Raw genomic sequence first — 25825 nt, forward strand, 5'->3', positions numbered from 1 at the left:
CCGCACACAGCCCGGGCGGCTCACGGCGCCCGCCGCCCTCTCCCCCGCCTGAAGATCCCGCCGTCGAGCCCCAGGAGAGCCCATGACCAGTCATCCCGGGGCGCGACTGGGTCGCGGGCGGGAGCCGGTGGGCCTGCGCAGCGACCTCGCGGAGGGCAGCTCCCGCTGGGCGGTGCGCCGCGCGCAGTGGAAGGCGCTGGGCATCCCCGACGAGGACATGGCCAAGCCCAAGATCGCGATCGTCAACTCCTCGTCGGACCTGGCGATCTGCTTCAGCCACCTCGACGGCGTCGTCGGGCCGTTGAAGGAGGCGATCCGGGCGGCCGGCGGGCTGCCGTTCGAGGTCCGGACGGCGGCCCCGGCCGACTTCATCACCTCGGCCGGCCGCGACGGGCGCTACATCCTGCCCAGCCGCGACCTGATCGTGAACGACGTCGAGGTGGCCGTCGACGGCGCCCAGCTCGACGGCATGGTCACCCTCGCCTCCTGCGACAAGACCGCGCCGGCGCACCTCATGGCGGCCGGGCGGCTGGACATCCCCACCATCGTCGTCGGCTGCGGCTACCAGCCCAGCGGCGAGTACCGCGGGGAGCACGTCGACATCGAGGAGGTCTTCCTCGCCGCCGGCCACGTCGCCGCCGGCGCGATGACCTTCGAGACGCTGTGCGGGATGAGCGACAACGCCATCCGCGGGCCGGGCGTCTGCGCCGGCCTCGGGACCGCGAACACCATGCACATGGCCTGCGAGGCGCTGGGCATGACGCTGTCGGGCACCACCCCGGTGCAGGCGAACAGCCCCGCGATGTGGGACGCCGTCGCCCGCGCCGGGTCGCGCATCGTCGAGCTGGTCGCCGAGGGCCTCACCCCGCGCCGGGTCCTTACCCCCGGTGCATTCCGCAACGCGGTCACCGTGATGCTGGCGATCAGCGGGTCGGTCAACTCGATCAAGCACCTGCAGGCGGTGGCGCACGAGGCCGCGGTGGACGTCGACGTCCCCGGGCTGTTCGCCGAGCTGGCCGACCGGGTGCCGCTGCTGTGCGCCGTGCGCCCCAACGGGCCGGCGTTCATCGAGGACCTGGAGCGGGCCGGCGGCACCCGCGCGGTGCTCGCCCGGCTCCGCGACCTGCTCGGCCTCGACGTCCCGACGGTGGACGGCGGCACCCTGGGCGAGGTGCTCGCCGAGGCGACCGTGGCCGACGAGGAGGTCGTGCGCCCCGCCGACCGGCCGTTCGGCACCCGGCCGACGATCGTCGTGGTGCGCGGGTCGCTGGCGCCCGGCGGCGCGGTGGTGAAGCGGCCGGTCGACGACCGCGGGAACCGCCGGTTCGAGGGGACGGCGCTGTGCTACCCCACCCGGGACGCGGCGCTGGCCGGCCTGGCCCGCGGCGAGGTCACCCCGGGCACCGTGCTGGTGGTCCGCGGCCTGGGCGTGGTCGGCGGCCCGGGGATGGCGCTGGGCTCGGCGGTGGTGTTCGCGCTCGAGGGCGCGGGCCTGGGCGAGAGCGTCGCCGTGGTCACCGACGGGCAGATGTCCGGCCTGGTCAACGTGGGCACCGTCGTCGGCGAGGTCACCCCGGAGGCGGCGCTGGGCGGGCCGCTGGCCCTGGTGGAGGACGGCGACCGGATCGTCATCGACGTCGACCGGCGCACCGTCGACCTGGAGGTCCCCGAGGACGTGCTGGCCGAGCGGCGCGCGCGGCTCGGCGACGCCGAGCCGGGCCCCGACCACGGCTGGCTGGCGGCCTACCGCCGGCTGGTCTCCCCGGTCGAGGAGGGCGCGGTGCTCACCCCGCCGTCCCCCGGCCGTACCCGCGAGGAGGGCACCCTGTGAGCTGGGTCGAGGAACCGGGCCGGCGCACGCCGGTGCTCGGCGAGTACGACGTCGTGGTGCTCGGGGGCGGGCCGGCCGGGGTCATGGCGGCCGCCGCCGCCGCCCGCGCCGGCCGCTCGACGATCCTGGTCGAGCGCAACGGCTACACCGGCGGGGCGGGCAGCGCGGGCGGGCTGTCGACCTTCTGCGGCCTGCACGCGCGGGTGCACGGCGAGGACCGGCAGGTGGTCCACGGCCTGGCCGACGAGCTGCTCGAGCGGATCGACGCCCTCGGCGGGCTCAACCCCCCGCACCTGAGCTTCGCCAACCGGATCCTCGCCCAGGCCTACGACATCAGCGCCTACAAGATCGCCCTGGACGACCTGCTGGTCGAGTCCGGCGTCACGCTGCTGTTCCACGCGCTGGCCGTGGGCGCGGTCATGGCCGACGCGAGCACCGTGGACGCGCTGCTGGTGGAGTCCAAGTCCGGCCGCGGGGCGATCCGCGGCCGGGTGTTCGTCGACGGCTCCGGCGACGGCGACCTCGCCGCGTGGGCTGGGGCGCCGTACGAGAAGACCGACCCGGCGCACGGGATGCTCTACCCGTCGCTGATGTTCCGCATCAACGGTGTCGACGCGGCCACGGCGAGCGACACCTACGACCGGCTGCCGGCGCTGATGGACGACGCCGAGGCCGCGGGGCGCTACTCCTTCCCGCGCAAGCGGCCGATCGTGCGCCCGCAGCGCGACCCGCTGGAGTGGCGGGCCAACATCACCCAGCTGCGCAACCCCGACGGCAGCGCGATCGACGGCACCGACGTCTGGCAGCTGACCCTCGGCGAGCTGCAGGGCCGCCGCCAGGTCCGCGACGTCTTCCCCTTCTACAAGGAGGAGGTGCCCGGCTTCGCCGCCAGCTACGTCGTCGACATCGCGCCGGACATCGGCGTCCGCGAGACCCGCCGGATCGTCGGCGCCCACCAGCTCAGCGAGGACGACATCCTCGACTGCGCCGACTTCCCCGACGCGATCGGCGTCAACGGCTGGCCGGTGGAGGCGCACGTCGCGGGCGACGTGGAGATCCGCTGGCAGCGGCGGCCGCGGGGCTACAACCAGCTGCCCTTCCGCATGGTCGTGCCGCAGCGGCTGACCAACACCTACGTGGTCGGCCGGTGCGCCTCGATGACCCACGAGGGGCAGTCCAGCGCCCGGGTGACCGGGCCGTGCTTCGCGATGGGGCAGGCCGCCGGCACCGCCGCCGACCTGGTCCTGGACGCCGGGGTCGCGGTCGGCGAGGTGGACGTCGGCAAGCTGCAGGCGCGCCTGCAGGAGGACGGCGCCTGGCTGGGGGACGACCGGTGAGGCTGGCCGACGACGAGCAGGCGATGCTCGACGGCGCCCGGGGCGAGGCGGTCGCCGCCGCGATGGACCTGCTCGTCCGCTACGGCGAGGTGCTCGGCGCCGAGCGGCTGGTCGACACCGACAACGTGTGCGGCGCGAACCTCTTCGGCTCCCGGCACAGCCTCGTCTGCGGCTCCCCCACCCCGGACGCGGCGTTCTCCGAGCACAGCCTGGACGCGCCGACCGTGCTGCCGATCCCGCCGGTGCGCGCGCAGAGCTACCAGCTCATCGGCCCGATGGACACCAAGCACTGGCAGGTCCAGGGGCTGCCGCAGGCCGAGCACGACGAGATCGTGGCCAGCGAGCGGTACAACGCCGAGCACGGCATCCACCTGCTCAACACCTGCACGCCGTACCAGGTCGGCAACGTGCCGCTCAAGGGCGAGCACTGCGCCTGGATGGAGAGCTCGGCGGTCGTCTACGTCAACTCGGTGCTCGGCGCCCGGACCAACGTGGAGGGCCGGGAGAGCACCGGCGCGGCCATGCTCACCGGCAAGATCCCCTACTGGGGCCTGCACCTGGACGAGAACCGGCACGGCAGCCACCTGGTCGAGGTCACCACCCCGGTCGAGAGCAACCGGGACTGGGGCCTGCTCGGCTACTGGCTCGGCGAGCAGGTGCCGGAGGAGGCCATCCCGGTCGTCGACGGCATCGCCACCACCCCCGACCTGGTCCGGCTCAAGCACTTCGGCGCGGCCGCGGCCTCCTCGGGCGGCGTGGAGCTCTACCACGTCCCGGGGGTCACCGCGGAGGCGCGCACGGTCGAGGAGGCCCTCGCCGGGCGGGCGCCGGTGGAGCGGCTCACCTACGGGCCGGCGCAGCGCCGGGAGGCCTACGAGCACCTCAACGCCACGACCCGCGACACCGCCGTGGACCTCGTGATGATCGGCTGCCCGCACGCGACCCTGGGCCAGATCCGCGACGTCGTCCGGCTGCTCGAGGGGCGCCGGGTGCACCCGGAGACCGAGCTGTGGGTGTTCACCCCCCGCGCGCTGCGGCACGTCGCCGAGCGCAACGGCTACGACCGGGCACTCGCCGACGCCGGCGCGCTGCTGATGAGCGACACCTGCCCGGCGATCGGCCAGTTCGTGCCGGAGGGCACCCGGGTGATCGCGACCGACTCGGCCAAGCAGGTCCACTACCTGCCGGCGATCATGGGCGTGCAGGGCTGGTTCGGCACGCTCGCCGAGTGCGTGGACGCCGCGGTCACCGGCACCTGGCGGGGGGATGCACCGTGACGGACCCGGCGCGCGGACGGGAGCAGGTCGTGCTGCGCGGCCGGGGGCTGGTCGGCGGGGTGGCCGAGGGCGAGGCGCTGGTCACCCGCGAGGCCATCTCCGGCTGGGGCGGGGTGGAGCCGCGGCAGGGCCGGGTGATCGAGTCCCGGCACGAGCTGGTCGGGCAGTCCTTCGCCGGCAAGGTGCTGGTCTTCCCCACCGCCAAGGGCTCCTCGGGCTGGTCGGGCATGTTCCACATGGCCCGCCTCATGGGGTCGGCGCCGGCGGCGATGGTGTTCACGACGATGAACACCAAGATCGCCCTCGGCGTGGTGGTCAGCCACGTGCCCGCGGTGACCGACCTCGACGGCGACCCGTTCACCGCCATCCGGACCGGGGACCGGGTGCGGGTGGACGCCGACCGCGGGGAGGTCGTCGTCACCCCGAGGGGCAGGTAGCGTCGTCCGGCCCTGTCCCCCGGCGGGGGGCCCGGACGAGGATCGATGCCGGAGACGGACGCCGCGGCACCGCGCCGCGCCCGCGCAGGAGGAGCAGGAGCACTGACCGGACCCGAGGCCGTACCCGACGACGGGGACACCGGCGCACCCCGCGAGCGCGGCGACTACTTCGTGCAGTCGCTGGAGCGCGGGCTGGCCGTGATCAAGGCCTTCACCGTCGAGCAGCCCGAGCTGACCCTCAGCGAGATCGCCCGGCGCACCGGGATGACCCGCGCCGCGGCCCGCCGCTTCGTGCTCACCCTGGTCGACCTGGACTACGTGGGCACCGCCGACCGCCGGTTCCACCTGCGGCCCACGGTGCTGGAGCTGGGCCACACCTACCTGTCGGTGATGTCGGTGCCGCAGGTGATGACCCCGCACATGACCGCGCTGTCCGACCGGCTCAACGAGACGGTCAGCTCCGCGGTCCTCGACGGCGACGACGTCGTCTACGTCGCCTGGGTCGGGCCCCGCCGCGTGCGGGCCGGCGGCATCACCATCGGCACCCGCCTGCCGGCCTTCGTCACCTCGCACGGCCGGGTGCAGCTGGCCGCGCTGCCCGACGAGCAGCTCGACGCCTTCCTCGCCCGCGGCCCGTTCGAGCCGCGGACCTCCCGGACGACCACCGACCCCGAGCAGCTGCGGGCCAAGCTCATGGAGGTCCGCGCCCAGGGCTACGCGCTGGTCGACCAGGAGCTGGAGGAGGGGGTCACCTCCATCGCCGTCCCGGTGCACGACGCGCGGGGCGCGGTCGTCGGCTCGATCAACGTGGGCACCCACTCGCGGCGGCTGTCGCCGACGGCGCTGCGCCGTGCGGCGCTGGAGCCCCTGCGGGAGACCGCGCGGCTGGTCGAGCGGGACATCTCGCTGCTCGGGCTGCGGCCCTCGCCCCCCGGGCACCTCTAGCGCGCCTCGGCGCCCCGCCGGGCCTGCTCGGCGGCCCACCGGCGGTCGACCTTGCCCGAGACGGTCCGCTCCACGGCCGGCACGACCGTGACCAGCCGCGGCCGCTCGTAGCCGGCCAGCCGCTCCCCCACCGCGTCGGCCAGCGCCGCCTCGTCCAGCCGCGCGCCGGGCTCGGGCACCACGAGCGCGGCCACCCGGCTGCCCCACCGCTCGTCGGGGACGCCGACGACGACCGCCTCGGCCAAACCGGGGCAGTCGACCAGGGCCTGCTCGACCTCCTCGGCGAACACCTTCTCCCCGCCGGTGTTGACCACCCCGGAGCCGCGGCCCAGCAGGGTGAGCGTGCCGTCGGCCTCGACCGTGGCGGCGTCGCCCGGGACGGCGTAGCGCACGCCGTCGATGGTGACGATCGCCAGCTAGGTCACCCGGTGCCGCTGCACCACCGTCCACAGGGCCGCCGGGTCCAGCGAGCGCTGCGGCAGGGTGACCACGCGGCCGCCGCGCAGCAGGTCGCCGAGGCTGAAGAAGAAGCCGGTGCCGTGCATCAGCGGCGACGCCGGCAGCATGACCGGCGCGCTGCCCTCGCGGGCGGCGGCCAGCGCGTCGGCGACCACCCCGGCCGCGTCGCCAGGTTGGCGCGGAAGCCGATCACGCGATCCGGGTGACCGCCGGCCGGCCGCCGCGCGGGCCGAACGTCTCCACCACGGCCGACACCCCGGAGTTGGCCGCCCCGGCGACGACCACGAGGACGGCGTCGGGCGAGGTCATCGCGTGGACGCCGTCCCGCGCCGGGTCGGGGCCGGAGTCGACGACGGCGTCGGGGTGGTCGCGGGCGACCCGCCAGTGGCTCTTGGCCGACACCGCCCCCTTGCCGGCCCGGTCCAGCTCCGCCCGGGACACGAACGACTGCTCGTACAGGTACTCCGAGACCTGCCGCTTGCTCCAGCCGGCGCCGGCCAGCAGGTGCGCGTGCTCGGGGCCCAGCACGACCAGCGCGCTGACGCTCTGGTGCAGCAGCGCGCCGGTGCGCCGCAGGCTGCCGGCGACGTCGTCGAGCAGCTGCTCGGGGACGCCGGTGTGCCGGGCCTCGATGTGCAGCGTCGAGCGCATCGTGAACGCGGTGACTGCGCTGTCCTCGGGGGCCAGGCCGCAGTCGACGGACAGCGGCGCCCAGGGCGACTGCTCCTCGTTCTCCCCGATGCAGCAGGTGTACTTGGCCGGCGTCCCCTGGGTGGCCTGGTCGAGCTCGTGCGGCCGCAGGCCCAGGGCGTTGATCGCAGCCAGCCGGACCGCCCGGCCGATGGTCGCGTTGGCCCGGAAGCCCGGGCCGAACAGGTTCCCGGCGCTGTTGACGCCGAGCTCCTGGCGCACCGGGCCGTTGACCAGCAGCAGGGTGCCCGTGCCGGTGGTGCTCTGCCAGATGCCCTTGCGCGGGTAGCCCTCCTCGCGCAGCGAGTCCCAGGCGGCCACGACCACCGGGAAGTACTCGGGCAGGCAGCCGGCCATCACCGCGTTGATCGCGGCCAGCCGCACGGTGACCGCGCGGTTGAGCTGTGGCATCTCCAGCAGGACCTCGCCCGGGTCGCGGTCGACCCGGGCGAGGAGCGCGTCGAGCGCCTCGGCGTCGCAGGGGACGACCGGGAGCCCGTCGGTCCAGCCCTGCGCGTAGACGTGCTCGACGGCCCGCTGGGTGGCGTTCACGCGCCGCCCCCGGTCCCGCGCCCCCCGGTCACTCCTCGACCCCGAGGATCTCCAGGACGCGGGGCAGCATCTCCTCCACGCGGCGGCGGATGCCCTCGGCGTCCAGGCTGGCCACCGGGTGCGGGATGGAGACGTAGTGGAAGCCCGGGAACCCGTAGGTGCGGGCCATCGCCTGCGCGGTGATCGCGAAGGGGTCGGTGCAGATGGAGACGGCCGGCACGCCCTGCCGCTCCAGGAGGATCCCGTCGGCCAGACTGGCCGCGCTGCAGGAGCCCTAGTCGCCGATCGCGGTGATCGCGAAGTCGCACTCCTCGAAGATCCGCTGCGTCTGCGTCGGCTCCACCGGCGTCCCGAAGTACGGCTTGCTGTACATCAGGACCTCCTTCACGCCGTAGCGGGCCGTGAGCACCGAGCCGAGCTCGGAGAGCAGGGCGGCGCCGTTGGGCTTGGTGTTGTCCAGCAGGCCCAGCGTCCGCCCGCGCAGCGTGGTCAGCCGCGGGGCCAGCGAGGTGTCGGCGGTGGTGTCGGACGCGCCGGTGGGGTCCAGTATCGACTCCAGCTCCATGGGGCTCCTCGTCGTCGATTGTGCGGCATCCGCACAGTGGTGCCCTTGCCGCACGGCGACCCTAGCCAGCCCGGGGGAGGGGGTCAACGTCCGACCGGCGGCGCGCCCGGCCCCCGCGCCGAGGGGTGCGTAACGTCCGGGGACGGTCCCGGGGGCTCCGGGCCCCTGCGACGCCGCGAGGAGTGCCCGTGTCCCCCACCGCCGTCCCGGACGCCGCCGAGGAGGCGCCGGCCTGGTTCACCCGCGCGGTCGCCGTCGCGCCCGAGCACCGGGACGTGACGGTCGACGGCGCGCGCGTGCACTACCGGGCCTGGGGCGAGCCGGGCCGCCCGGGGCTGATGCTGGTCCACGGCGGGGCGGCGCACTCGGGCTGGTGGGACCACGTCGCGCCGCTGCTCGACACCCACCGGGTGGTCGCCCCCGACCTGAGCGGGCACGGGGACAGCGACCGCCGCGTCGACTACGGCATGGCGCAGTGGGCGCGCGAGGTGCTCGCCGTCGCGGCCGCCGAGCAGCTGACCCGACCGGTCGTGCTCGGGCACAGCATGGGCGGCTGGGTGGCGCTGACCACCGGCGTCGAGCACGGGGACGCCGTCGCCGGGGTCGCGGTCATCGACTCGCCGCTGGACCGCCAGCCGCCGGAGGAGCAGACCCTGCGCGAGCAGCCCCGGCGGCACAGGGTCCACCCCGACCTCGCCGCCGGCGTCGACCGCTTCCGCACGCTGCCGCCCCAGGAGGCCTGCCTGCCGTCGGTCCGGGAGCACGTGGCCCGCGGCTCGCTGCGGCCGGTCGAGGGCGGGTGGACGGGGAAGTTCGACCCCGCGTTCTTCGGCACCCGGCCCCTCGTGCGCCAGCTCCTCCCGCGGCTGGCCGCGCCCGCGGCGCTGTTCCGCTGCCAGTACGGCCTGGTGTCGCCGGAGATGGCCGCCGAGATGGTGGCGCTGGTGCCCGGCGGACTACCGGTGGTCGACCTGCCCGAGGCGGGGCACCACCCGATGCTCGACCAGCCGCTGGCGCTGGTGACCGCCGTCCGCACCCTGCTTGCCGTCTGGCCGCCGGTTCGGGCTGCGTGACCGCGGGGGCCGCGTAGCCTCGGGCTCATGGCGCAGTCGGGCCGCATCCGGCACGCGGGCCTGGCCCGCAAGGTCGTCCCGGCGGAGGTCGCCGCCACCCACATCCGGCACGGTGACACCGTCGGGATGAGCGGCTTCACCGGAGCCGGCTACCCGAAGGCCGTCCCCCAGGCGCTGGCGCGGGAGATCCACGACGCGCACGCCGCGGGTGACCCCTTCCGGGTCAACGTCTGGACCGGCGCCTCCACCGCCCCGGAGCTGGACGGTGCGCTGGCCGCCGCCGACGGCATCGAGCTGCGGCTGCCCTACCAGTCCGACCCGGTGAGCCGCGAGAAGATCAACGCCGGGGTCATGGAGTACATCGACGTGCACCTGTCGCACGTCGCCCAGATGGCGTGGGAGGGCTTCCTCGGCCCGCTCGACGTCGCCGTCGTCGAGGTCAGCGGCATCACCGCCGACGGCGACCTGGTGCCCTCCTCGTCGGTGGGCAACAACAAGACCTGGCTGGACCGGGCCGACCGCGTCGTCCTCGAGGTCAACTCCTGGCAGAGCGCGGCGCTCGACGGGATGCACGACGTCTACTACGGCACCGCGCTACCGCCGGCCCGCCGGCCCATCCAGCTGGTGCGCCCGGACGACCGGATCGGCGTCCCGTACCTGCGCTGCCCGGAGGACAAGGTCGTCGCCGTCGTCGAGACCGACGCCCCCGACCGCAACAGCCCCTTCACCCCGCCGGACGCCGCCTCGCGGGCCATCGCCGGGCACATCGTCGAGTTCCTCGAGCACGAGGTGGCCCGCGGCCGGGTCCCCCGCGAGCTGCTGCCGCTGCAGTCGGGCGTGGGCAACGTCGCCAACGCGGTGATGGCGGGGCTCGGGACGTCGTCGTTCGAGGGCCTGTCCGCTTACACCGAGGTGATCCAGGACGGCATGCTCGAGCTGCTGTGCTCGGGCCGCATGGTGTCGGCGTCGGCCACGGCGTTCTCGCTGAGCCCGGAGGGGACGGCGCGGTTCGACGCCGAGGCGGCGACGCTGCGTGAGCGGATCGTGCTGCGGCCGCAGGAGATCAGCAACCACCCGGAGATCGTCCGGCGGCTCGGCGTCCTGGCCATGAACGGGCTGATCGAGGCCGACATCTACGGCAACGTCAACTCGACCCACGTGATGGGCAGCCGCATCCAGAACGGCATCGGGGGCTCGGGCGACTTCGCCCGCAACGCCTACATCTCCTTCTTCATGACCCCCTCCACGGCCAAGGCCGGCGCGATCTCGGCGATCGTGCCGATGGTCAGCCACGTCGACCACACCGAGCACGACGTGCACGTGATCGTCACCGAGCAGGGGCTGGCCGACCTGCGCGGGCTTGCCCCGCGGCGGCGCGCCGAGCTGGTCATCGAGCGGTGCGCCCACCCCGACTACCGGCCGCTGCTACGCGACTACTTCGAGCGCGCGGTGCGCGACGCCCCGGGCCGGCACACCCCGCACCTGCTCGCCGAGGCGCTGAGCTGGCACACCCGGTTCCTCACCGAGGGCACGATGGCGCCGCCCCGCTGAGGCCCCCCGGCCCGCCGCCGCGCGGACCGGCGCCGGTCACACGGCCGGGAAGCCGTTCGCCGGCAGGCAGGTCACCGACGCGCCGGGCCAGGCGACCCCCGCCGCCCGCAGCCCCCGGCACAGCCGGCCGAGCCCGCGCTCGGCGGCGGCGCGGTCGGCCCAGATCTCGGTGAGGACCAGCGCGCAGCCCTCCCGGGTCAGCCGCCGGCAGTGGCAGCCGTCGGGGTACCAGCTGCCAGGGCGCACCAGGGTCCGCAGCCGCTCCTCCTCACCGTCGGACAGGGACCCCCACCGCAGGCGCACGACCATCACCGACATGCGTTCCCCCTCGCACCGGCTGCGGGGGACGTTACGGATCCGGAACGGTGCCGTCCCGGGGCGGAGGTCCCGGCTCAGGCGCTGCGGACGGCGGAGACGTCGAACTCGATCTGGATGCGGTCGCTGACCAGCACGCCCCCGGTGTCGAGCGGGGTGTTCCAGGTCAGGCCCCAGTCGCTGCGCTTGATGGCCAGTGCGCCCTCGAAGCCGACGCGGGTGTTGCCGAACGGGTCCTTGGCCGAGCCGGTCAGCGTGAAGTCGACCGTCACCGGCCGGGTGACGTCGCGGATGGTGAGGTCGCCGGTGACCGAGTAGGTCTCCTCGTCGACCTGCTCGACGTCGGTGGAGACGAAGACGATCTCCGGGTAGGTCTCGACGTCGAGGAAGTCCGCCGACCGCAGGTGGCCGTCGCGGTCGGCCTGGCCGGTGTCGACGCTGGCGGTCCGGATGCGCAGCGTCACCGAACTGGCCGGCGGGTTGGCCACGTCCAGGTGCGCGGTCCCGGAGAAGTCGGTGAACGAGCCGCGCACCGTCGTCACCATGGCGTGGCGGGCGCGGATGCCGATGCGCGTGTGTGCCGCGTCGACCTCGTAGTCGCCGCTGACGTCGACGAGGGCGCTGGTCGCCGCGTCGAAGTCGGTGGGGTCTGCGTCAGGTGCCCGGTGCTTGCCCACGGCCGACCTCTCCTTCCCCCGAGTGCATCCGCTCCATCCTGACGGATGCTCGGAGCGGGAACACGCCAGGGGTCGCTCCCGGTCAGTAGCGGGTCTCCCGATCCACCTCGGACTGCTCCCGATCGGCTTCGGCCGCGGCCCGGTCGCGCGCGGCGGCCTCGCGGTCGTCGCGGGCAGCGTCGCGGTCGAGACGGGCGGCGTCGCGGTCCCGGGCCGCCTGGAGCTGCTCCCGCTGGGCGCTGCCGGGGCCGGCGTCGTCGCCCGTGCGGTCGTCCGCGGCCCGCCGTGCCGCGCCCTCGGCGCGCTCCGCGGCCCGCTGGTCGCGCTCCACCGCGGCCTCGTCCCGCCGCAGGGCGGCCTCGTCGCGGCGGAAGGCGGCCTCGTCGCGGCGGAGGGCGGCCTCCTCCCGTCGCCGGGTCGCCTCGTCCAGGGCGCGGCGCACCGCGCGGGCGCGCTGCTCAGCACGGACCTGATCGGGCTCGCCGGAGGGCGGACCGGGCGGCCCCTGCTGGGCGCGCCTGCGCTGCAGTTCGGCACCGAACAGCGCCTTGTCGGCCTCGGTCTCCAGCCGCCGCGCGTCCTCGAGGCGGCCCTTCCCTCGCGCCTGTTCGGCCATCGCCCGGAACGTGGCAGCGACGTGGCTCTCCGTCGCGGCCACCTCTCCGGCGATCTCGCGCAACCGCTCCTGGTGGTGCCGCACGTCCTCCCGGAGTCGTTGGGTGATGCACGTCGGCTCGGCCCGCACGCGCTCGGGCCCGGCGCCCTGCGCGTCCTCGTGGGCGGCCGGCCCATCGGACTCCATGCGCCGAGGGTCCCGCGGCGCGGTACCGCCGACAAGGGTCGCCGCGCCTCCGCCGGCGCCCGCCGCACGGCGCTCCGGTGGCGCACCGCCCTGCCGGGTGGGCGTGCGCGCGCCTACCCTCCAGGGGTGGCCGGCCCGGACGACGCCGACGAGGTGACGCTCCGCTCGAGCAGAGCAGGTGCACCCGGCGGACGACGGCGACTGAGCTGCTCCCGTCGGCGCCTCCCGGGGCTACGAGCGGTTCAGGAGCCCGGGAGGAGGCGGGGATCCGGCTGGCGGGAGCCGGTCGGCAGCCGTTCGGCGGCCCGGTTGCTCAGCTCCTGCAGCTCCTCGTTGAGCGCTCGCAGCTCGCGCATGGTGGCGGCCAGCTCGCGCTCGCTCTCGGTGAGGGCGCCCTGGAGCGACCGGACCTCCTGGGTGCGGACCTCCAGTTGCTCGAGCGTCCAGGCCAGGTCGTCCTCCAGCTCCGCCAGCGACCGGTCGGGGTCGGCCGGTCCGCTGTCGACCGCCCCGGACCCCGGCCGGGACGGTGTCCTGGTGGCCAGCAGCTCCCGCAGCTGCTGGACCCTCTGGTCGGACAGCGCGATCTGCTGCCGAGCGGCCGCCAGCCGGGCGGAGGTGGCCGCCTCACGCTCGTGCGGAGGGCGACGCCGCTCGACGTCGACCCGGAGGGGGTGAGGTTCGACCACGACGCGATGGTAGGCGGCTCAGGCCGGGGCGAGCCCCGAGTAGACGCCCAGCGCGTTGCCGCCCAGCACCAGCGGGACGACCTCCTCGGGCAGCCCCAGCGAGGCCACGGCGCGGGCGTTCGCCGCCGGGCCGGGGACGCCGGGCCAGTCGGTGCCGTAGATCCACCTCCTCGCCAGTCGGGCCAGGTCGAAGCGGGCGTAGTACTCCGGCAGCCGCTTGGGGGGCAGCCCCGACAGCTCGATCCAGACGTTGGGCCGGGACACCGCCAGGAACGCCGCGGCGTCGTACCACCAGCCCCGGCCGCCGTGGGCGAGCACGACCTGCAGGTCGGGGAAGTCGCGCAGGACGGCGTCGAGCAGCTGCGGGTCGGCGTAGGCGTTCGTCGAGCCCGGGAAGCTGCTGGTGCCGCAGTGCACGACCAGCGGGACCCCGCGCTCCACCAGGACCGCGTAGGCTGGGTACATCGCCGCGTCGTCGGCCCGGAACCCGCCGTGCACGGGGTGGATCTTCAGCGCGGCCGCGCCGAGGTCGAGCTGGCGGGTGAGCTCCCGGGCGATCGGGAAGTGCAGGTGCGGGTTGACGTTGGCCACCGGCCGGAACCGTCGCGGGTCGTGCTCGACCAGCGGCAGCAGGTCGTCGAAGAGCTGGTAGCCGGTCGCCTTGGGGCTGTACTCGCAGAACAGCAGCGCGATGTCGACCCCCTCCTCGGCGAACAGCCGGCCCAGCGCGGCCGGGTCCGGGCTGCCGTCAGGCCGCCACACCTCCTCGAGGACCCCGGGCCGGCCGAACTGCCGGGCCCAGTCGATCCAGGCCGGCGCCAGCGTGGACAGGTGCGGGACGTGGACGTGCGCGTCCACGAGGAGGTGTCCGTCGAGCACGTCAGCGATCCTGCCCCGCCAGCTCACGCCAGGCCGCCCGCGCGCGCGGGGCCCACACGGCGTGCCGCTCGCGGAACACCTCGGCCGCCCGGTTGCCGCTCCACCGCGGCGGCAGCAGCTCCCGCGGCAGCCCCGGGTCCAGCAGCGGGAACCGCCGCCACTCCTGGACCAGCCGGACCTGCGCGACCAGCGCCTGCCGGTCGGTGCGCGGCCGCCGGCGGCCCACCAGCTCCAGGAAGTCCTCGTAGCGGCGCTCGATGGCGTCGAGGTCCCAGGCGGTGCGCGCCAGCGAGCGCTCGTCGCCGACCTGCCCGGCGGCCGCCAGCCACGACCAGCTGCCCTCGAGCAGGCCGAGCTCGTCGAGGACGCCCCGCACCTCCGCCTCCCGGTCCACCCGCGGGGTCACCCAGGTGGTCGCGTTGACCGCGCCCAGGCCGGCCCACCCCAGCCGGGTGCGCAGCCGCTGCCGCAGGGGGCGGTTGTTCTCCGGGACGGCGACGCTGACCACCAGCCACCGCCCGTCCCAGGGCCGCTCATCGGCGGCGAAGCCGTAGATCCGCTCGGTGCCCTCGCGCAGCAGCCGGACACCGGCCTCGGTGAGGCTCCAGCGGGTCTCCCGGCCCACCCGGCCGGCCTCGATCCAGCCGCTGTCGGCGGTGCGCATGATCGCCTGCCGGGCCGCCTTCTCGGCGACGTCGAGGTCGGCGAGCAGGTCGATGAGGGTCGCCGTCCACACCGGAGCCGGGGCCGGCAGCAGGAACTCGCCCAGCACGGTGAGCAGCAGGCTGCGCGCGCTGGCCGCGCCCAGCTCCTGGCGCCGGGTGACGACCGGCCCCTCGACGACCTCCACGCCCTCATCGTGGCACCGGCGCGAGCTACAGCCCAGGTGCTCCTTGCCACGGATCGTGTAGCACGTCAGGATGAGTGACGCGCGCCACACCGAACCGATCCCTGGAGGACGCGTGACGACCCTCGACGAACGCCCGGCCACCGGCGCCGGAGGGGACCCCGAGCCCGCCGCGACGACCGAGGTCTCGTTCGACACCTCGCCCGAGCAGTACCGGCACTGGACGCTCGCGGTCGACGGCGAGGTCGCCACGCTCACCCTCGACGTCGCCGAGGACGGCGGGATCGTGCCGGGCTACGAGCTGAAGATGAACAGCTACGACCTCGGCGTGGACATCGAGCTGCACGACGCGGTGCAGCGGATCCGCTTCGAGCACCCCGAGGTCAAGGCGGTCGTGGTCACCAGCGCCAAGGAGCGGATGTTCTGCGCCGGGGCCAACATCAAGATGCTGGCCGCCTCGTCGCACGGCTGGAAGGTGAACTTCTGCAAGTTCACCAACGAGACCCGCAACGGCATCGAGGACGCCTCGGCCTCCTCCGGCCTGCCGTTCCTCGCCGCGGTCAACGGGGCCGCGGCCGGCGGCGGCTACGAGCTGGCGCTGGCCTGCGACCAGATCCTGCTGGTCGACGACAACTCCTCGGCGGTGTCCCTGCCCGAGGTCCCGCTGCTCGGCGTCCTGCCCGGCACCGGCGGGCTGACCCGGGTGGTCGACAAGCGGGGCGTGCGGCGCGACCTGGCCGACGTCTTCGCCACCACCGCCGAGGGTGTCCGCGGTGAGCGGGCGGTGCGGTGGCGCCTGGTCGACGCCGTCGCCAAGGCCCGCGACTTCCCCGCGGAGGTCGCCCGGCGCGCCGCGGAGCTCGCCGCCACCTCGACCCGCCCGGGCGCGGGGGCTGCCGGCGTCGCGCTGACCCCGCTGCGCCGGGAGGTCGACGGCGACACCACCCGCTACGGGCACGTCCGCGTGGTGCTCGACCGGGGTGCCGGCACCGCCGCGATCACCGTGCTCGGCCCGGACGCCGTCCCCGGCAGCGTCGAGGAGCTGCACGCGCAGGGCGACGCCGCCTGGCTGCTGGCGGTGTGCCGCGAGCTCGACGACGTCGTCCTGCGGCTGCGGACCAACGAGCCGGCGATCGGCACCTGGCTGCTGCGCACCGAGGGCGACCCGGCCGCGGTGGCCGACCACGACGCGTTCCTCCTCGCGCACCGCGACGACTGGCTGGTCAACGAGACGGTCGCCTTCGCCCGGCGGGTGCTCAAGCGGCTGGACACCACCTCGCGCAGCCTGTTCGCGCTGGTCGAGCCCGGCTCCTGCTTCGTCGGGGTGCTGGCGGAGGTCGCGCTGGCCGCCGACCGGCAGTACATGCTCGAGGGGCGGTTCGAGGACGACGAGGAGCCCGAGCCCCCCGCGGTGGTCCGGCTCGACGCGTTCAACACCGGGCTGCTGCCGATGGGCAACGGCCTGACCCGGCTGCAGGTGCGGTTCCTCGGGAGCGCCGACGAGCTGGCCGCCGCGGAGGCCGCCGTCGGCCGGGACCTGCTCGCCGCCGACGCCGCGGAGCTGGGCCTGGTCACCAGCACGCCCGACGACATCGACTGGGACGACGAGATCCGGCTGGCCGTCGAGGAGCGGGCCAGCTTCTCCCCCGACGCGCTCACCGGCATGGAGGCCAACCTGCGCTTCGCCGGCCGGGAGACCCCCGAGACGAAGGTCTTCGGCCGGCTCACCGCCTGGCAGAACTGGATCTTCCAGCGGCCCAACGCCGCTGGCCCCGAGGGAGCCCTGCGCCGCTACGGCACCGGCGAGCGGGCCGACTACGACAGGAAGCGGGTCTGACGATGACCGCCACCGAATCGACGCCGTCGACCGGCACCGTCACCGGCGACGCCCCCGCCCCCACCGGGCCGCTGTCGACGATCGACTACAGCGAGCGCATCCCCAACAACGTGGACCTGGCCGGTGACCGCAAGCTGCAGCGGGCGCTGGAGGGCTGGCAGCCCAAGTTCCTCGACTGGTGGAAGACCCTCGGGCCCGCCATCCCCACGCACGACGTCTACCTGCGGACGGCGATCGCGGTCGGCCGGGACGGCTGGGCGCACTTCGACCGGGTGCCCATGGAGCAGTACCGCTGGGGCATCTTCCTCGCCGAGCGCGACCCCGACCGGACGATCGGCTTCGGCCGGCACAAGGGCGAGCCGGCCTGGCAGGAGGTCCCCGGCGAGTACCGGGCGGACCTGCGCCGGCTCATCGTGATCCAGGGCGACACCGAGCCGGCGTCGGTCGAGCAGCAGCGCCACCTGGGCATGACCGCGCCGTCGCTGTACGACATGCGCAACCTGTTCCAGGTCAACGTCGAGGAGGGCCGCCACCTCTGGGCGATGGTCTACCTGCTGCACGCCTACTTCGGCCGGGACGGCCGCGAGGAGGCCGAGCAGCTGCTGCAGCGCAACTCCGGTGACTACGACTCGCCGCGGATCCTCAGCACGTTCAACGAGGAGACCACCGACTGGCTGTCGTTCTTCATGTTCACCTACTTCACCGACCGGGACGGGAAGTACCAGCTCGGCACGCTCAAGGAGAGCGGCTTCGACCCGCTGGCGCGCACCTGCACCTTCATGCTGAAGGAGGAGGCGCACCACATGTTCGTCGGGACGACGGGCGTGCAGCGCACCGTCCAGCAGACCGCCGAGCTGATGCGGGAGCACGGCACCGACGACGTGTGGGAGCACGGCGGCATCCCGCTGTCGGTCATCCAGAAGTACCTCAACCTGCACTACTCGCTGTCGCTGGACCTGTTCGGCTCGGAGGTCTCCTCCAACGCGGCGTCCTACTTCACCGCCGGGCTCAAGGGCCGGTGGATGGAGTCCCGCCGCAAGGACGACCACGTGCTGACCGACCTCACGATGGACGTCCCGGTCATCGAGGACGGCGTCATGACGACGCGGACCGTCCCGATGCTCACCGCGCTCAACCTCGACCTGCGCAACGAGTACGCCGACGACTGCCGCGCGGGCGTCAAGCGATGGAACGGCGAGCTGGAGAAGGCGGGCCTGGAGCCCACGCTGTACCTGCCGCACCAGGGCTTCTCCCGCAAGGTGGGCGCCTTCGCCGGCCACTGGGTCACCCCGTCCGGCGAGATCGTGGACGAGGCCACCTGGACCGCGCAGGCCGACGAGTGGCTGCCGACGGCGGAGGACCGCGCGCGGGTCGCCGAGCTGATGGTGCCCTGCCACGAGGCCGGGGAGTTCGCGAGCTGGATCGCGCCGCCGTCGGTGGGCATCAACCAGCTGCCGGTCGAGTACGACTACGTGCGGTTCTGAAGAAGCCTTGCCCACCCCTCCCCCGGCGATCATGAAGTGCGGGGAGCGACACGCGAGGCCGGGCCAGCGTGTCGCTTCCCGGGCATCATGATCGCCGTGCCCCGAGCAGAGAGGGCCGATCCCGTGGCCGTCCTCGACACCCCGCCGCTGCCCGACCTCGCCCCGGCCGGGCCCGAGCCGTTCAACGCCGCCGAGTGGCTGGTCACCCGGCACGCGCGGGCCACCCCGCACAAGCGGGCGATCACCGCGATCGACCTCGACGGCAGCGTCCGCACGGTCACCTACGGCGAGCTCGACGAGGCGGTCACCGCGTTCGCCGCGGCGCTGATCGCCGCCGGCGTCCGCCCCGAGGAGCGGCTGCTGCTGTGCATGGCCGACACCCCCGAGCTGGTCACCGCGTTCCTCGCCGGGCTGCGGATCGGCGCGGTCCCGGTGCCGGTGAGCACGATGCTCACCGCCAAGGACATCGCCGTCCTCGTCCGGGACAGCCGCGCCCGGCTGGTCGCGCTCAGCGCGGAGTTCGCCGGCCTGGCCCCGGCCGTGGGCGGCGCCCGCGACCTCGCCGACGTCGTCGTCCTGACCGGGGACCCGCTCCCGGAGGTGGCCGGCACCCGGGTGCGCACCTGGGCGGAGTTCCTCGCCGCGGGCGCGCAGGCCCGGGAGCAGGGCGTCGAGCCCTATCCCACGGTCGCCGACTCCCCCGCGTTCTGGCTGTACACCTCGGGCACCACCGGCACGCCGAAGGGCGCGATGCACCGGCACGGCTCGCTGCGCGACACCGCCGAGACCTACGCCCGCGACGTGCTGGCCATCGGCCCGGACGACGTCACCTTCTCGGCGGCCAAGATCTTCTTCGCCTACGGCCTGGGCAACAGCCTGACCTTCCCGTTCGCGGTGGGGGCGAGCACCGTCCTGGACCGCGGGCGGCCCAACCCGGCCGGCACGCTGCGGGTGCTGCGGGAGCACCGGCCGACGCTGTTCTTCGGCGGGCCGACCTACTACGCCGCGCTGCTGGCCGCGGGCCTGCCCGCCGACGCCTTCGCGTCGGTCCGGGCCTGTGTCTCGGCCGGGGAGGCGTTCCCGGCCGCGCTGTTCGAGCGGTTCACCGGCACGTTCGGTGTGGAGATGCTCGACGGCATCGGCTCGACGGAGATGCTGCACATCTTCATCAGCGGCCGGCCCGGCCGAACCCGCGCCGGCGCGACCGGTGAGATCGTCGCCGGCTACGAGGCGAAGATCGTCGACGACGACGGCGTCCCGGTCGCCGACGGCACCCCGGGCCACCTCTACGTCCGGGGCAGCTCGGCGGCCACCGGCTACTGGCAGCGCACCGAGGTGACCCGGCGGGTGTTCCAGGGCCCGTGGGTGCGCACCGGGGACACCTACGTGCGCAGCGCCGACGGCTACTACTCCTCCCTCGGCCGCACCGACGACATCATCAAGGCCGGCGGGATCTGGGTCTCCCCCACCGAGGTCGAGGAGCGACTGCGCCAGCACCCCGACGTCAACCAGGCCGTGGTCGTGTCCATCCCGGACGCCGACGGGCTGGACAAGCCGGTCGCCTGCGTCGTGCTGCTGCCCGGCACGGCGACGACCGCCGACGACCTGGTCGCCTTCTGCCGGGAGGGGCTGGCCGCGTTCAAGCGCCCGCGGCACGTGCTGGTCTTCGCGGAGCTGCCGACCACCGCCACCGGCAAGCTGCAGCGCTTCCGCATCCGCGAGCTCGCCCTCGGCGTGCTCAGCGGGGCCGCCCGCTCGGACGACCTCACCTCCCGCGGTCCGGCCTGAGCCGTGCGCGTCGTCCTGTCCCTGAGCAGTGACCAGACCGCCGTCGCCACCGAGGCCCGGGCCGCCGAGGACGCCGGGTACGACGGCGTGGCCAGCGGGGAGCACCTGTTCTTCCACAGTGCGCACCCCAACGGCTTCGTCGCCCTGGCCGCGGCGGCCGGCGCCACCAGCCGCATCCGGCTGCTCAGCGCACTGACCGTCGTGCCGCTCTACCCGGCGGCACTGGCGGCCAAGCTGGCCACCACCCTGGACCGGGTCAGCGGCGGCCGGTTCGACCTGGGCATCGGCGTGGGCGGCGAGTACCCGCCGGAGTTCACCGCGGCCGGGGTGGACGTCGCGCAGCGCGGCGCCCGGGCCGACGAGGCGCTGGAGCTGTTCCGGGCGCTGTGGGCCGGCGGGCCGGTCGACTTCGCCGGCCGGTTCACCCGCGTGCCCGGGCTGACCCTCGACCCCGGTCCGGTCCAGCCCGGCGGGCCCCCGATCTGGCTCGGCGGGCGGCGGCCCGCGGCGATCCGGCGGGCAGGCCGGTTCGGCGACGTGTGGATGCCGTACATGTACACGCCCGAGCAGCTCGCCCGCAGCCTCGCCGAGGTGCGCGAGGCCGCCGAGGCCGCGGGCCGGGACCCGGCGGCGGTCCGCGGGGCGGTCTTCTGCTGGGGCGGGGTGGGTGAGGACCAGGCCCGCTCCCGGCAGCAGGTGGTCGACACCGTCAGCGCCGTCTACCAGCAGGACTTCGACCCGCTCGCCGACCGCTACCTGCTGCACGGCGACCCGGACCGGGTGGCCGCCCGCGTCCGGGAGTACGCCGACGCGGGCGCCGAGACGCTGGTCTTCTCCCCCGTCGGCCGGGGCGCCGAGCGGGCCGCCCTGGTCGACCTGTTCACCGCCGCGGTCCTGCCGGTACTGCGCGGCGACCCGGTCCCGTGACCGCGCCGGACCTGTGCGACCGGGGGTGGCGGGAGGACAATCGAGCGATGGCAGAGGACACCCCCGGCCGCCTGGCGGCGTCGCGGGCCACGGAGGCGGGACTCCGTGCCCGGGAGCTCGCCCAGCGGCTGGCCCGCATCGGGTCCGAGCGCGCGTCCTCGCCGGAGGACGTCGCGTCGGCGCAGCAGCGCGCCGAGCAGGCCGCGGAGCGTGCGCACCAGGCCCACGACCGGGCCGTGTCCGGCCACGAGCGGGCCGCGCGGAGCCACGACGCCGCGGCCGAGGCGCACGAGGAGGCCGCCCGACGCGGGATCGGGGACAGGGACGAGCACCTGCGCCGGGCGGCGGAGCACCGGCGGGAGGCGGTCGCCAACCGCGCCGCCGCGCAGGTCGAGGCCCTCCGCTCCGCCGCCGGGGACCCGGACGGCCCCGCACCGGAGCCCGCCGGTGCCGGGCCGGACGGCGCCGGCACCAGCTGACCGAGGGGAACGACATGGGAACCCACTCCGATCCTGCCGCGCAGTCACACGCTGCGCTGCCCGCGGCGGAGGCGCTGCAGACCCTCGCCGACCTCGAGGTCGCCCACGAGGAGCTGCGGGTCGCCGAGGAGGAGGTCCGTGTCCAGCAGGAGCAGATCGAGCACCTCCTCCGACGCTACGAGTCCGAGCGCCGGTGGCGGAGCCACCTGTCGGGGCTGGCCCCCGTGGCCCTGGGGAGCACGGACGGGGCCGGCCGGCTGCTGGACGCCAACACCGCGCTGGCCACCCTCGTCGAGGTGCCGCTGGTCCGCCTGAGGGGCAAGCCGCTGAGCGTCTACTTCGCGCCCGGCGACGTCCCCGGGTTCCGGTCGGCCGTGGGCGACCTCTCGACGGGCCGGGCGACCGAACGACGGCTGCACGCCACCGTCCGCGGCCGCCGGCGCGGCGAGACCCCCGTCGACCTGTTCGGCTTCGTCGACGTCCCCGACGGTCAGGGCCCCGGTACCCGGCTGCAGTGGGTGCTGCTCCCCGTCGTGCCGGCCGAGGAGACCCGGGCCGGTGAGGACCGGCCGGCCGCGCCGGCGGACCTCTCCCCCTCCGAGTCCCTGGGGCTCGCCGCGGCCCTGGCCGAGCTCTCGACCCTGCCGATCGGCGAGGACGACCGCCAGCGGCTGCTCACCCGGATGGCGGTCCTCGTGCGCAGCGCCGTGCCCGCCGCTGCCTCGGTCAGCATCACCCTCGGGTCTCCCCTGGAGCCACGGGTCCTGGGCAGCGACTCGATCGGCGCGCAGACCTTCGACGGGCTGCAGATGCAGGCCGGCGAGGGACCGTGCTGGGACGCCCACGTCACCGGGACGGCCGTGCTGTCGCCGGACGTGACCGTCGACGAGCGCTGGCCGACCCTGGGCCGCATGGCGTCGGGGGACATCCGCGCCGTCCTGGCGCTCCCCCTGCGCGAGGGGGAACAGCCGGTCGGTGTCGTCAACGTCTACGCCTCGACGGTGGACGCCTTCGGTCCCGACAGCTTCCGCATCGCCGAACTGGTGGCCGCGGCGGTGGGCGGCGTCCTGCAGAGCGTGGCCGAGCGGGAGTCGCTGCGAGAGCTGGCCGCCAACCTGGAGAAGGCGCTGACCTCCCGCGCAGTCATCGACCAGGCCAAGGGGGTCCTCATGGCCCGCCTCGGGATCGGGGCCGACGACGCGTTCGCCCGGCTGGTCGCGTTGAGCAACCGGCTCAACGTCAAGCTGCGCGACCTGGCCCAGCTGGTGGTCGAGGGCCACGCCTCGGAGGTGATCGCCGCCGCGGAGCGGTGACGGCCCCTCCTCAGGCGTCGATCGGGTCCATCAGGACGACGGCCCCGCGGCGCTCGTCCGGTGCCTCGGTGAACGGCGTGACGGTCAGCCGGACGCGCACCGGCCGGCCCCGCCGGTTCACCGCGTCCACCTCCACCGTGTCGTGCCCGTCGCCGTTGTCGGAGACCTGCCGGCGCAGCAGCGGGTGCAGCGGGCCCATCGGCAGGCCCATGTCCAGGTTGAGCAGGTGCCGGCCCTGGACCTCGTCCTGCCGTAGACCCCACAGGTCCTCGGCCGCCGCGTTCCACACCAGCACCCGCAGGTCGGTGTCGACGACGGCCACCCCCGCGCGGAAGCTGCTGAGCACGCCGTTCATGAACCGGTTGACCGCGCCGACCTCGTCGGTGGTCGCGCGCAGTTCCTCGTTAGTGGAGTGGAGCTCGTCGTTCATCGACTGGAGCTCCTCGTTCATCGTCTCCAGCTCCTCGTTGGTCGACTGGAGCTCCTCGTTGGTGGTCTCCAGCTCCTCGACCGTCGACTGGAGCTCCTCGTTGGTGGTCTCCAGCTCCTCGTTGGCCGACTGGAGCTCCTCGTAGGCGGTCTCCAGCTGCCGGTTGGCGAGCTCCAGCTCGCGCTGCAGCTGCCGGAAGCGGGTGACGTCGTCGAAGACGACCGTCGTCCCCAGCAGCTCGCCGTCCTCGCGGTACATCGGGACGATCTGGACGTCGAACAGCGTCGGGTCCTGCCCGGACCGCCGCCGCTCCACCCCCCGCAGCCACAGCGGACGGCGGGTCTGCACCGCCTCGGCGATCGACGAGCGCAGCTCCACCGGCCGGTAGGAGATCTCCAGGTCCTGCAAGGGCCGGCCGATGTCCCGCTGGTCCACGCCGAACACCCGCTCGGCCTGGTGGTTGACCACGGCCAGCCGGCCCTCGGGGTCGATGGCCAGCTGGGCGGCCGGCCCGGAGAGCAGGGCCTCCCGGCGGAGCCGGGACAGGTTCTCGCTGACGGGGTCGGCCACGGCGCGCATCGGGGCGACGGCCGGACGCCGCTCCGGCGGGGCGACGCCGTCCCGCTTCCGGAAGAACCGGCGGGTGAGGTCCACCGGGGAGAACAGCTGGTTGTGCGACAGCAGCATCTCCGCCTTGCCGAGGAAGAGGACGCCGCTGGGGTTGAGCGCGTAGTGCAGCCGCGCCAGGATCCGCGCCTGGGTCTCGGCGGTGAAGTACATGAGCGTGTTGCGGCACAGCAGCAGGTCGATGTGCGAGATCGGCGCGTCCTGCACCAGGTCGTTGCGGCCGAAGATGACCGAGCGCCGCAGGTCCTTGCGGAACGCGTACCGGCCGCCCTCGACGGTGAAGTACTCCCGAGCCTGCTCGGGGGTCAGGCCGGCCATCTCGCGCTCGGTGAACAGCGCCTGCCGCGCGAAGGTGAGCGCGTCCTCGTCGACGTCGGTCGCGTAGATCTTCACCCGCTTGCGGAACTCGTCGGCTCCGAGCGCGTCGGCGAGCAGGATCGCCAGGCTATAGGCCTCCTGTCCGGAGGCGCACCCCGCACTCCAGACCCGGATCGCCGGCCCGCTCGTGGCCAGCAGGTCCGGCAGCAGGTCCTGGCGCAGGTGGTCCCAGGCCGCACGGTCGCGGAAGAAGCTGGTGACGTTGATCAGGATGGTGTTGAACAGCGGGGTGAACTCGTCGGGGTGGACCTCCAGGTGGTCCAGGTAGTCACCGAACGAGTCGACGCCCACCTCCGCCATGCGCCGCCGGACCCGCCGCATGAGGCTCGGGCGCTTGTACCCGGTGAAGTCGAAGCCCCGGCGCTCGCGCAGGAACACCAGGAGCGCCTCGAAGTCCGGGTCCGGTCCCGCCACGGCGTCCGCTGCCCCGGCCTCGACGGCCTCGCTGTCGTCGACCGCGTCGTCCTCCGGGTCGTCGACCGCGGCGGCCCCGGGGTCCGGGCCGTCCAGGGAGGGGGCGTCGACCTCCTCGGCCCCCGGGTGGTCCGCCCGGCGGGTGTCAGTGCGGTGGTCCATCGTCTCAGGCCTCGTTCATCTCATCAGGCAGCCTGCTCCCGCTCAGCTCCCCGCGGTGCAGGAGCCGGCGCAGCAGGGCGGCCGCGTCCTGCACCTCGTCGTGCCGCTGCTGGAAGCGCAGCGCGCTGTGCTGGTGGCCCCGCTCCTGGGCGCGCCGGCCCATCTGCAGGCTGAGCGCGGCCCGTTCCTCGAGCCCGCGCAGCGCCATCCACAGGGCACCCTCGAGTGCCTGGGACTGCTCCTCGGCCAGCGCCTCCGGGGACCACGCGTGCCCGACGCGGCAGCGGTAGCGCTCCATCGCCCCCTCGGTGATGGCGAACAGCGCTCCGTGGCAGGTCGGGCAGCCGAACCCGGAGGGCACCCCCGGCCGGTCCTCGTCGTCGAACGTGTCGCCGTCCAGCTCGGCCATGGCGGTCTCCGTCTCCATCAGGTCGGTCGGCGGCGGGACGTCCTCCACCTCGACCTTCTCCGCGAGCAGCCGGACGAGCAGCGTCCCCATCTCGGCGACGGGCACGGCGTGCTCCGCGCCGCCGACCTCCAGCGCGTGCAGCGGCATGCTGGCGTACATCGCGTCCTCGGGGTCCTGCACCACCCCGACCCCACCCCGGCTCCGGACGGCGACCATCCCCGCGGTGCCGTCGTCGAGGGCGCCGGAGAGCACCACCGCCACGACCCGGGCACCGGCCGCCCGCGCCGCCGAGCGGAACAGGACGTCGATCGCCGGCCGGTGGCCGTTCTCGCGTGGGCCCCGGGTCAGCGAGACCGTGGAGTCCAGGACCATCAGGTGGTGGTCGGGCAGGCAGACGGTGACCGTCCCGGGCTGCAGGGGGGCACCGTCCTCGGCCGCGCGGACGGGGAGTGCGGAGACCCGCGCGAGGATGCGCGGCAGCGAGCTGCGCCCGCTCGACGGCATGTGGAGGACCACGAGGACCGCCGCCGGCAGGTCGGCCGGCAGGCCGGCCAGCAGCTCACGCAGCGCCTCGACCCCGCCCGCGGAAGCGCCGATCACCACGAGATCGCGTTGTGCCGTCGCCACCTGGCCCACCATCCCGTCGTCCCC

The 25825-nt window shown here is 74.7% G+C and carries 24 protein-coding genes and 1 pseudogene; 13 read left to right on the forward strand and 12 right to left on the reverse strand.

From position 1 onward, the window contains the following. The first annotated feature begins 82 nt into the window (after positions 1-82). Genes ilvD through ACI79D_RS09525 form a run of 5 tightly spaced genes read left to right on the forward strand, consistent with a single transcriptional unit; the run spans position 83 to position 5827 of the window. Positions 83-1831, forward strand: a complete 1749-nt coding sequence (gene ilvD, locus ACI79D_RS09505; RefSeq protein WP_456918124.1) for a dihydroxy-acid dehydratase — start codon at positions 83-85, stop codon at positions 1829-1831. After that, entirely contained in the window at positions 1828-3168 is a 1341-nt protein-coding gene (locus ACI79D_RS09510) for an FAD-dependent oxidoreductase (RefSeq protein WP_456918125.1), read from the forward strand. The genes ilvD and ACI79D_RS09510 overlap by 4 nt, the downstream gene beginning before the upstream one ends. Beyond that, complete coding sequence (locus ACI79D_RS09515) at positions 3165-4445, forward strand: aconitase X (RefSeq protein ID WP_456918126.1); 1281 nt, start codon at positions 3165-3167, stop codon at positions 4443-4445. The genes ACI79D_RS09510 and ACI79D_RS09515 overlap by 4 nt, the downstream gene beginning before the upstream one ends. Then, positions 4442-4882 (forward strand): aconitase X swivel domain-containing protein, encoded by a 441-nt coding sequence (locus ACI79D_RS09520; RefSeq protein WP_456918127.1) that lies wholly within the window; start codon positions 4442-4444, stop codon positions 4880-4882. The genes ACI79D_RS09515 and ACI79D_RS09520 overlap by 4 nt, the downstream gene beginning before the upstream one ends. Before the next feature lie 45 nt (positions 4883-4927). Beyond that, positions 4928-5827, forward strand: a complete 900-nt coding sequence (locus ACI79D_RS09525; protein WP_456918128.1) for an IclR family transcriptional regulator domain-containing protein — start codon at positions 4928-4930, stop codon at positions 5825-5827. Here the strand turns inward: ACI79D_RS09525 and ACI79D_RS09530 are convergent. From ACI79D_RS09530 to ACI79D_RS09545, 4 genes and pseudogenes are all read right to left on the reverse strand, one after another. Next, positions 5824-6219 carry an AMP-binding enzyme gene (locus tag ACI79D_RS09530; protein ID WP_456918129.1) on the reverse strand — a complete coding sequence of 132 codons (396 nt, stop codon included), beginning with the start codon at positions 6217-6219 and terminating at the stop codon, positions 5824-5826. The two genes, ACI79D_RS09525 and ACI79D_RS09530, sit on opposite strands and share 4 nt — an antisense overlap. A gap of 24 nt (positions 6220-6243) precedes the next feature. Further along, positions 6244-6441 (reverse strand): hypothetical protein, encoded by a 198-nt coding sequence (locus ACI79D_RS09535; protein WP_456918130.1) that lies wholly within the window; start codon positions 6439-6441, stop codon positions 6244-6246. Positions 6442-6475: 34 nt separating this feature from the next. Continuing rightward, positions 6476-7528: a hypothetical protein gene (locus tag ACI79D_RS09540; protein WP_456918131.1), complete on the reverse strand. Its 1053-nt coding sequence runs from the start codon at positions 7526-7528 to the stop codon at positions 6476-6478. Positions 7529-7556: 28 nt separating this feature from the next. Then, positions 7557-8093: pseudogene (locus ACI79D_RS09545) on the reverse strand (UGSC family (seleno)protein). Between the two features lie 188 nt (positions 8094-8281). Between ACI79D_RS09545 and ACI79D_RS09550 the strand changes: the two are divergent. After that, complete coding sequence (locus ACI79D_RS09550; RefSeq protein ID WP_456918132.1) at positions 8282-9166, forward strand: alpha/beta fold hydrolase; 885 nt, start codon at positions 8282-8284, stop codon at positions 9164-9166. 27 nt (positions 9167-9193) lie between these two features. Next, positions 9194-10717, forward strand: coding sequence for an acetyl-CoA hydrolase/transferase family protein (locus ACI79D_RS09555; RefSeq protein WP_456918133.1), 1524 nt, complete (start codon positions 9194-9196; stop codon positions 10715-10717). 36 nt (positions 10718-10753) lie between these two features. Here ACI79D_RS09555 and ACI79D_RS09560 read toward each other — a convergent pair whose 3' ends face one another. The 6 genes from ACI79D_RS09560 to ACI79D_RS09585 form a co-directional block, all read right to left on the reverse strand. Continuing rightward, entirely contained in the window at positions 10754-11035 is a 282-nt protein-coding gene (locus tag ACI79D_RS09560; protein WP_456918134.1) for a hypothetical protein, read from the reverse strand. Positions 11036-11109: 74 nt separating this feature from the next. Then, positions 11110-11709: a YceI family protein gene (locus ACI79D_RS09565; RefSeq protein ID WP_456918135.1), complete on the reverse strand. Its 600-nt coding sequence runs from the start codon at positions 11707-11709 to the stop codon at positions 11110-11112. An 82-nt stretch (positions 11710-11791) separates the two neighbouring features. Further along, on the reverse strand, positions 11792-12511 hold the full coding sequence (locus tag ACI79D_RS09570; protein WP_456918136.1) for a hypothetical protein: 720 nt from the start codon (positions 12509-12511) through the stop codon (positions 11792-11794). A gap of 242 nt (positions 12512-12753) precedes the next feature. Beyond that, positions 12754-13200: a hypothetical protein gene (locus ACI79D_RS09575; protein ID WP_456918137.1), complete on the reverse strand. Its 447-nt coding sequence runs from the start codon at positions 13198-13200 to the stop codon at positions 12754-12756. Positions 13201-13218: 18 nt separating this feature from the next. Next, entirely contained in the window at positions 13219-14079 is an 861-nt protein-coding gene (locus ACI79D_RS09580; RefSeq protein WP_456918138.1) for an amidohydrolase family protein, read from the reverse strand. Between the two features lies 1 nt (position 14080). Next, the gene (locus ACI79D_RS09585; protein WP_456918139.1) at positions 14081-14929 is read right to left on the reverse strand and encodes a PaaX family transcriptional regulator; all 849 of its coding nucleotides are present in this window, start codon (positions 14927-14929) and stop codon (positions 14081-14083) included. 112 nt (positions 14930-15041) lie between these two features. Between ACI79D_RS09585 and boxC the strand changes: the two genes are divergently transcribed. The 6 genes from boxC to ACI79D_RS09615 all read left to right on the forward strand — a co-directional run bounded on the left by boxC (position 15042) and on the right by ACI79D_RS09615 (position 22754). Further along, the gene (boxC, locus tag ACI79D_RS09590; protein ID WP_456918140.1) at positions 15042-16763 is read left to right on the forward strand and encodes a 2,3-epoxybenzoyl-CoA dihydrolase; all 1722 of its coding nucleotides are present in this window, start codon (positions 15042-15044) and stop codon (positions 16761-16763) included. Positions 16764-16765: 2 nt separating this feature from the next. Further along, positions 16766-18247: a benzoyl-CoA 2,3-epoxidase subunit BoxB gene (gene boxB, locus ACI79D_RS09595; RefSeq protein ID WP_456918141.1), complete on the forward strand. Its 1482-nt coding sequence runs from the start codon at positions 16766-16768 to the stop codon at positions 18245-18247. Positions 18248-18343: 96 nt separating this feature from the next. Beyond that, complete coding sequence (locus ACI79D_RS09600; protein WP_456918142.1) at positions 18344-20035, forward strand: benzoate-CoA ligase family protein; 1692 nt, start codon at positions 18344-18346, stop codon at positions 20033-20035. A 3-nt stretch (positions 20036-20038) separates the two neighbouring features. Further along, positions 20039-20962: an LLM class flavin-dependent oxidoreductase gene (locus tag ACI79D_RS09605; RefSeq protein WP_456918143.1), complete on the forward strand. Its 924-nt coding sequence runs from the start codon at positions 20039-20041 to the stop codon at positions 20960-20962. A gap of 47 nt (positions 20963-21009) precedes the next feature. Then, a complete protein-coding gene (locus ACI79D_RS09610) occupies positions 21010-21441 on the forward strand; it encodes a hypothetical protein (protein ID WP_456918144.1) in 432 nt (143 codons plus the stop codon). Between the two features lie 14 nt (positions 21442-21455). After that, a complete protein-coding gene (locus ACI79D_RS09615; protein WP_456918145.1) occupies positions 21456-22754 on the forward strand; it encodes an ANTAR domain-containing protein in 1299 nt (432 codons plus the stop codon). Positions 22755-22764: 10 nt separating this feature from the next. On the opposite strand, the gene ACI79D_RS09620 is transcribed toward ACI79D_RS09615, so the two are convergent. Together ACI79D_RS09620 and ACI79D_RS09625 are read right to left on the reverse strand one after the other, a co-directional pair. Then, positions 22765-24765: a CheR family methyltransferase gene (locus tag ACI79D_RS09620; protein WP_456918146.1), complete on the reverse strand. Its 2001-nt coding sequence runs from the start codon at positions 24763-24765 to the stop codon at positions 22765-22767. Positions 24766-24769: 4 nt separating this feature from the next. Continuing rightward, positions 24770-25801, reverse strand: a complete 1032-nt coding sequence (locus ACI79D_RS09625; RefSeq protein WP_456918147.1) for a chemotaxis protein CheB — start codon at positions 25799-25801, stop codon at positions 24770-24772. Positions 25802-25825 lie beyond the last annotated feature (24 nt).

The organism is Geodermatophilus sp. SYSU D00708, assembly GCF_054050115.1.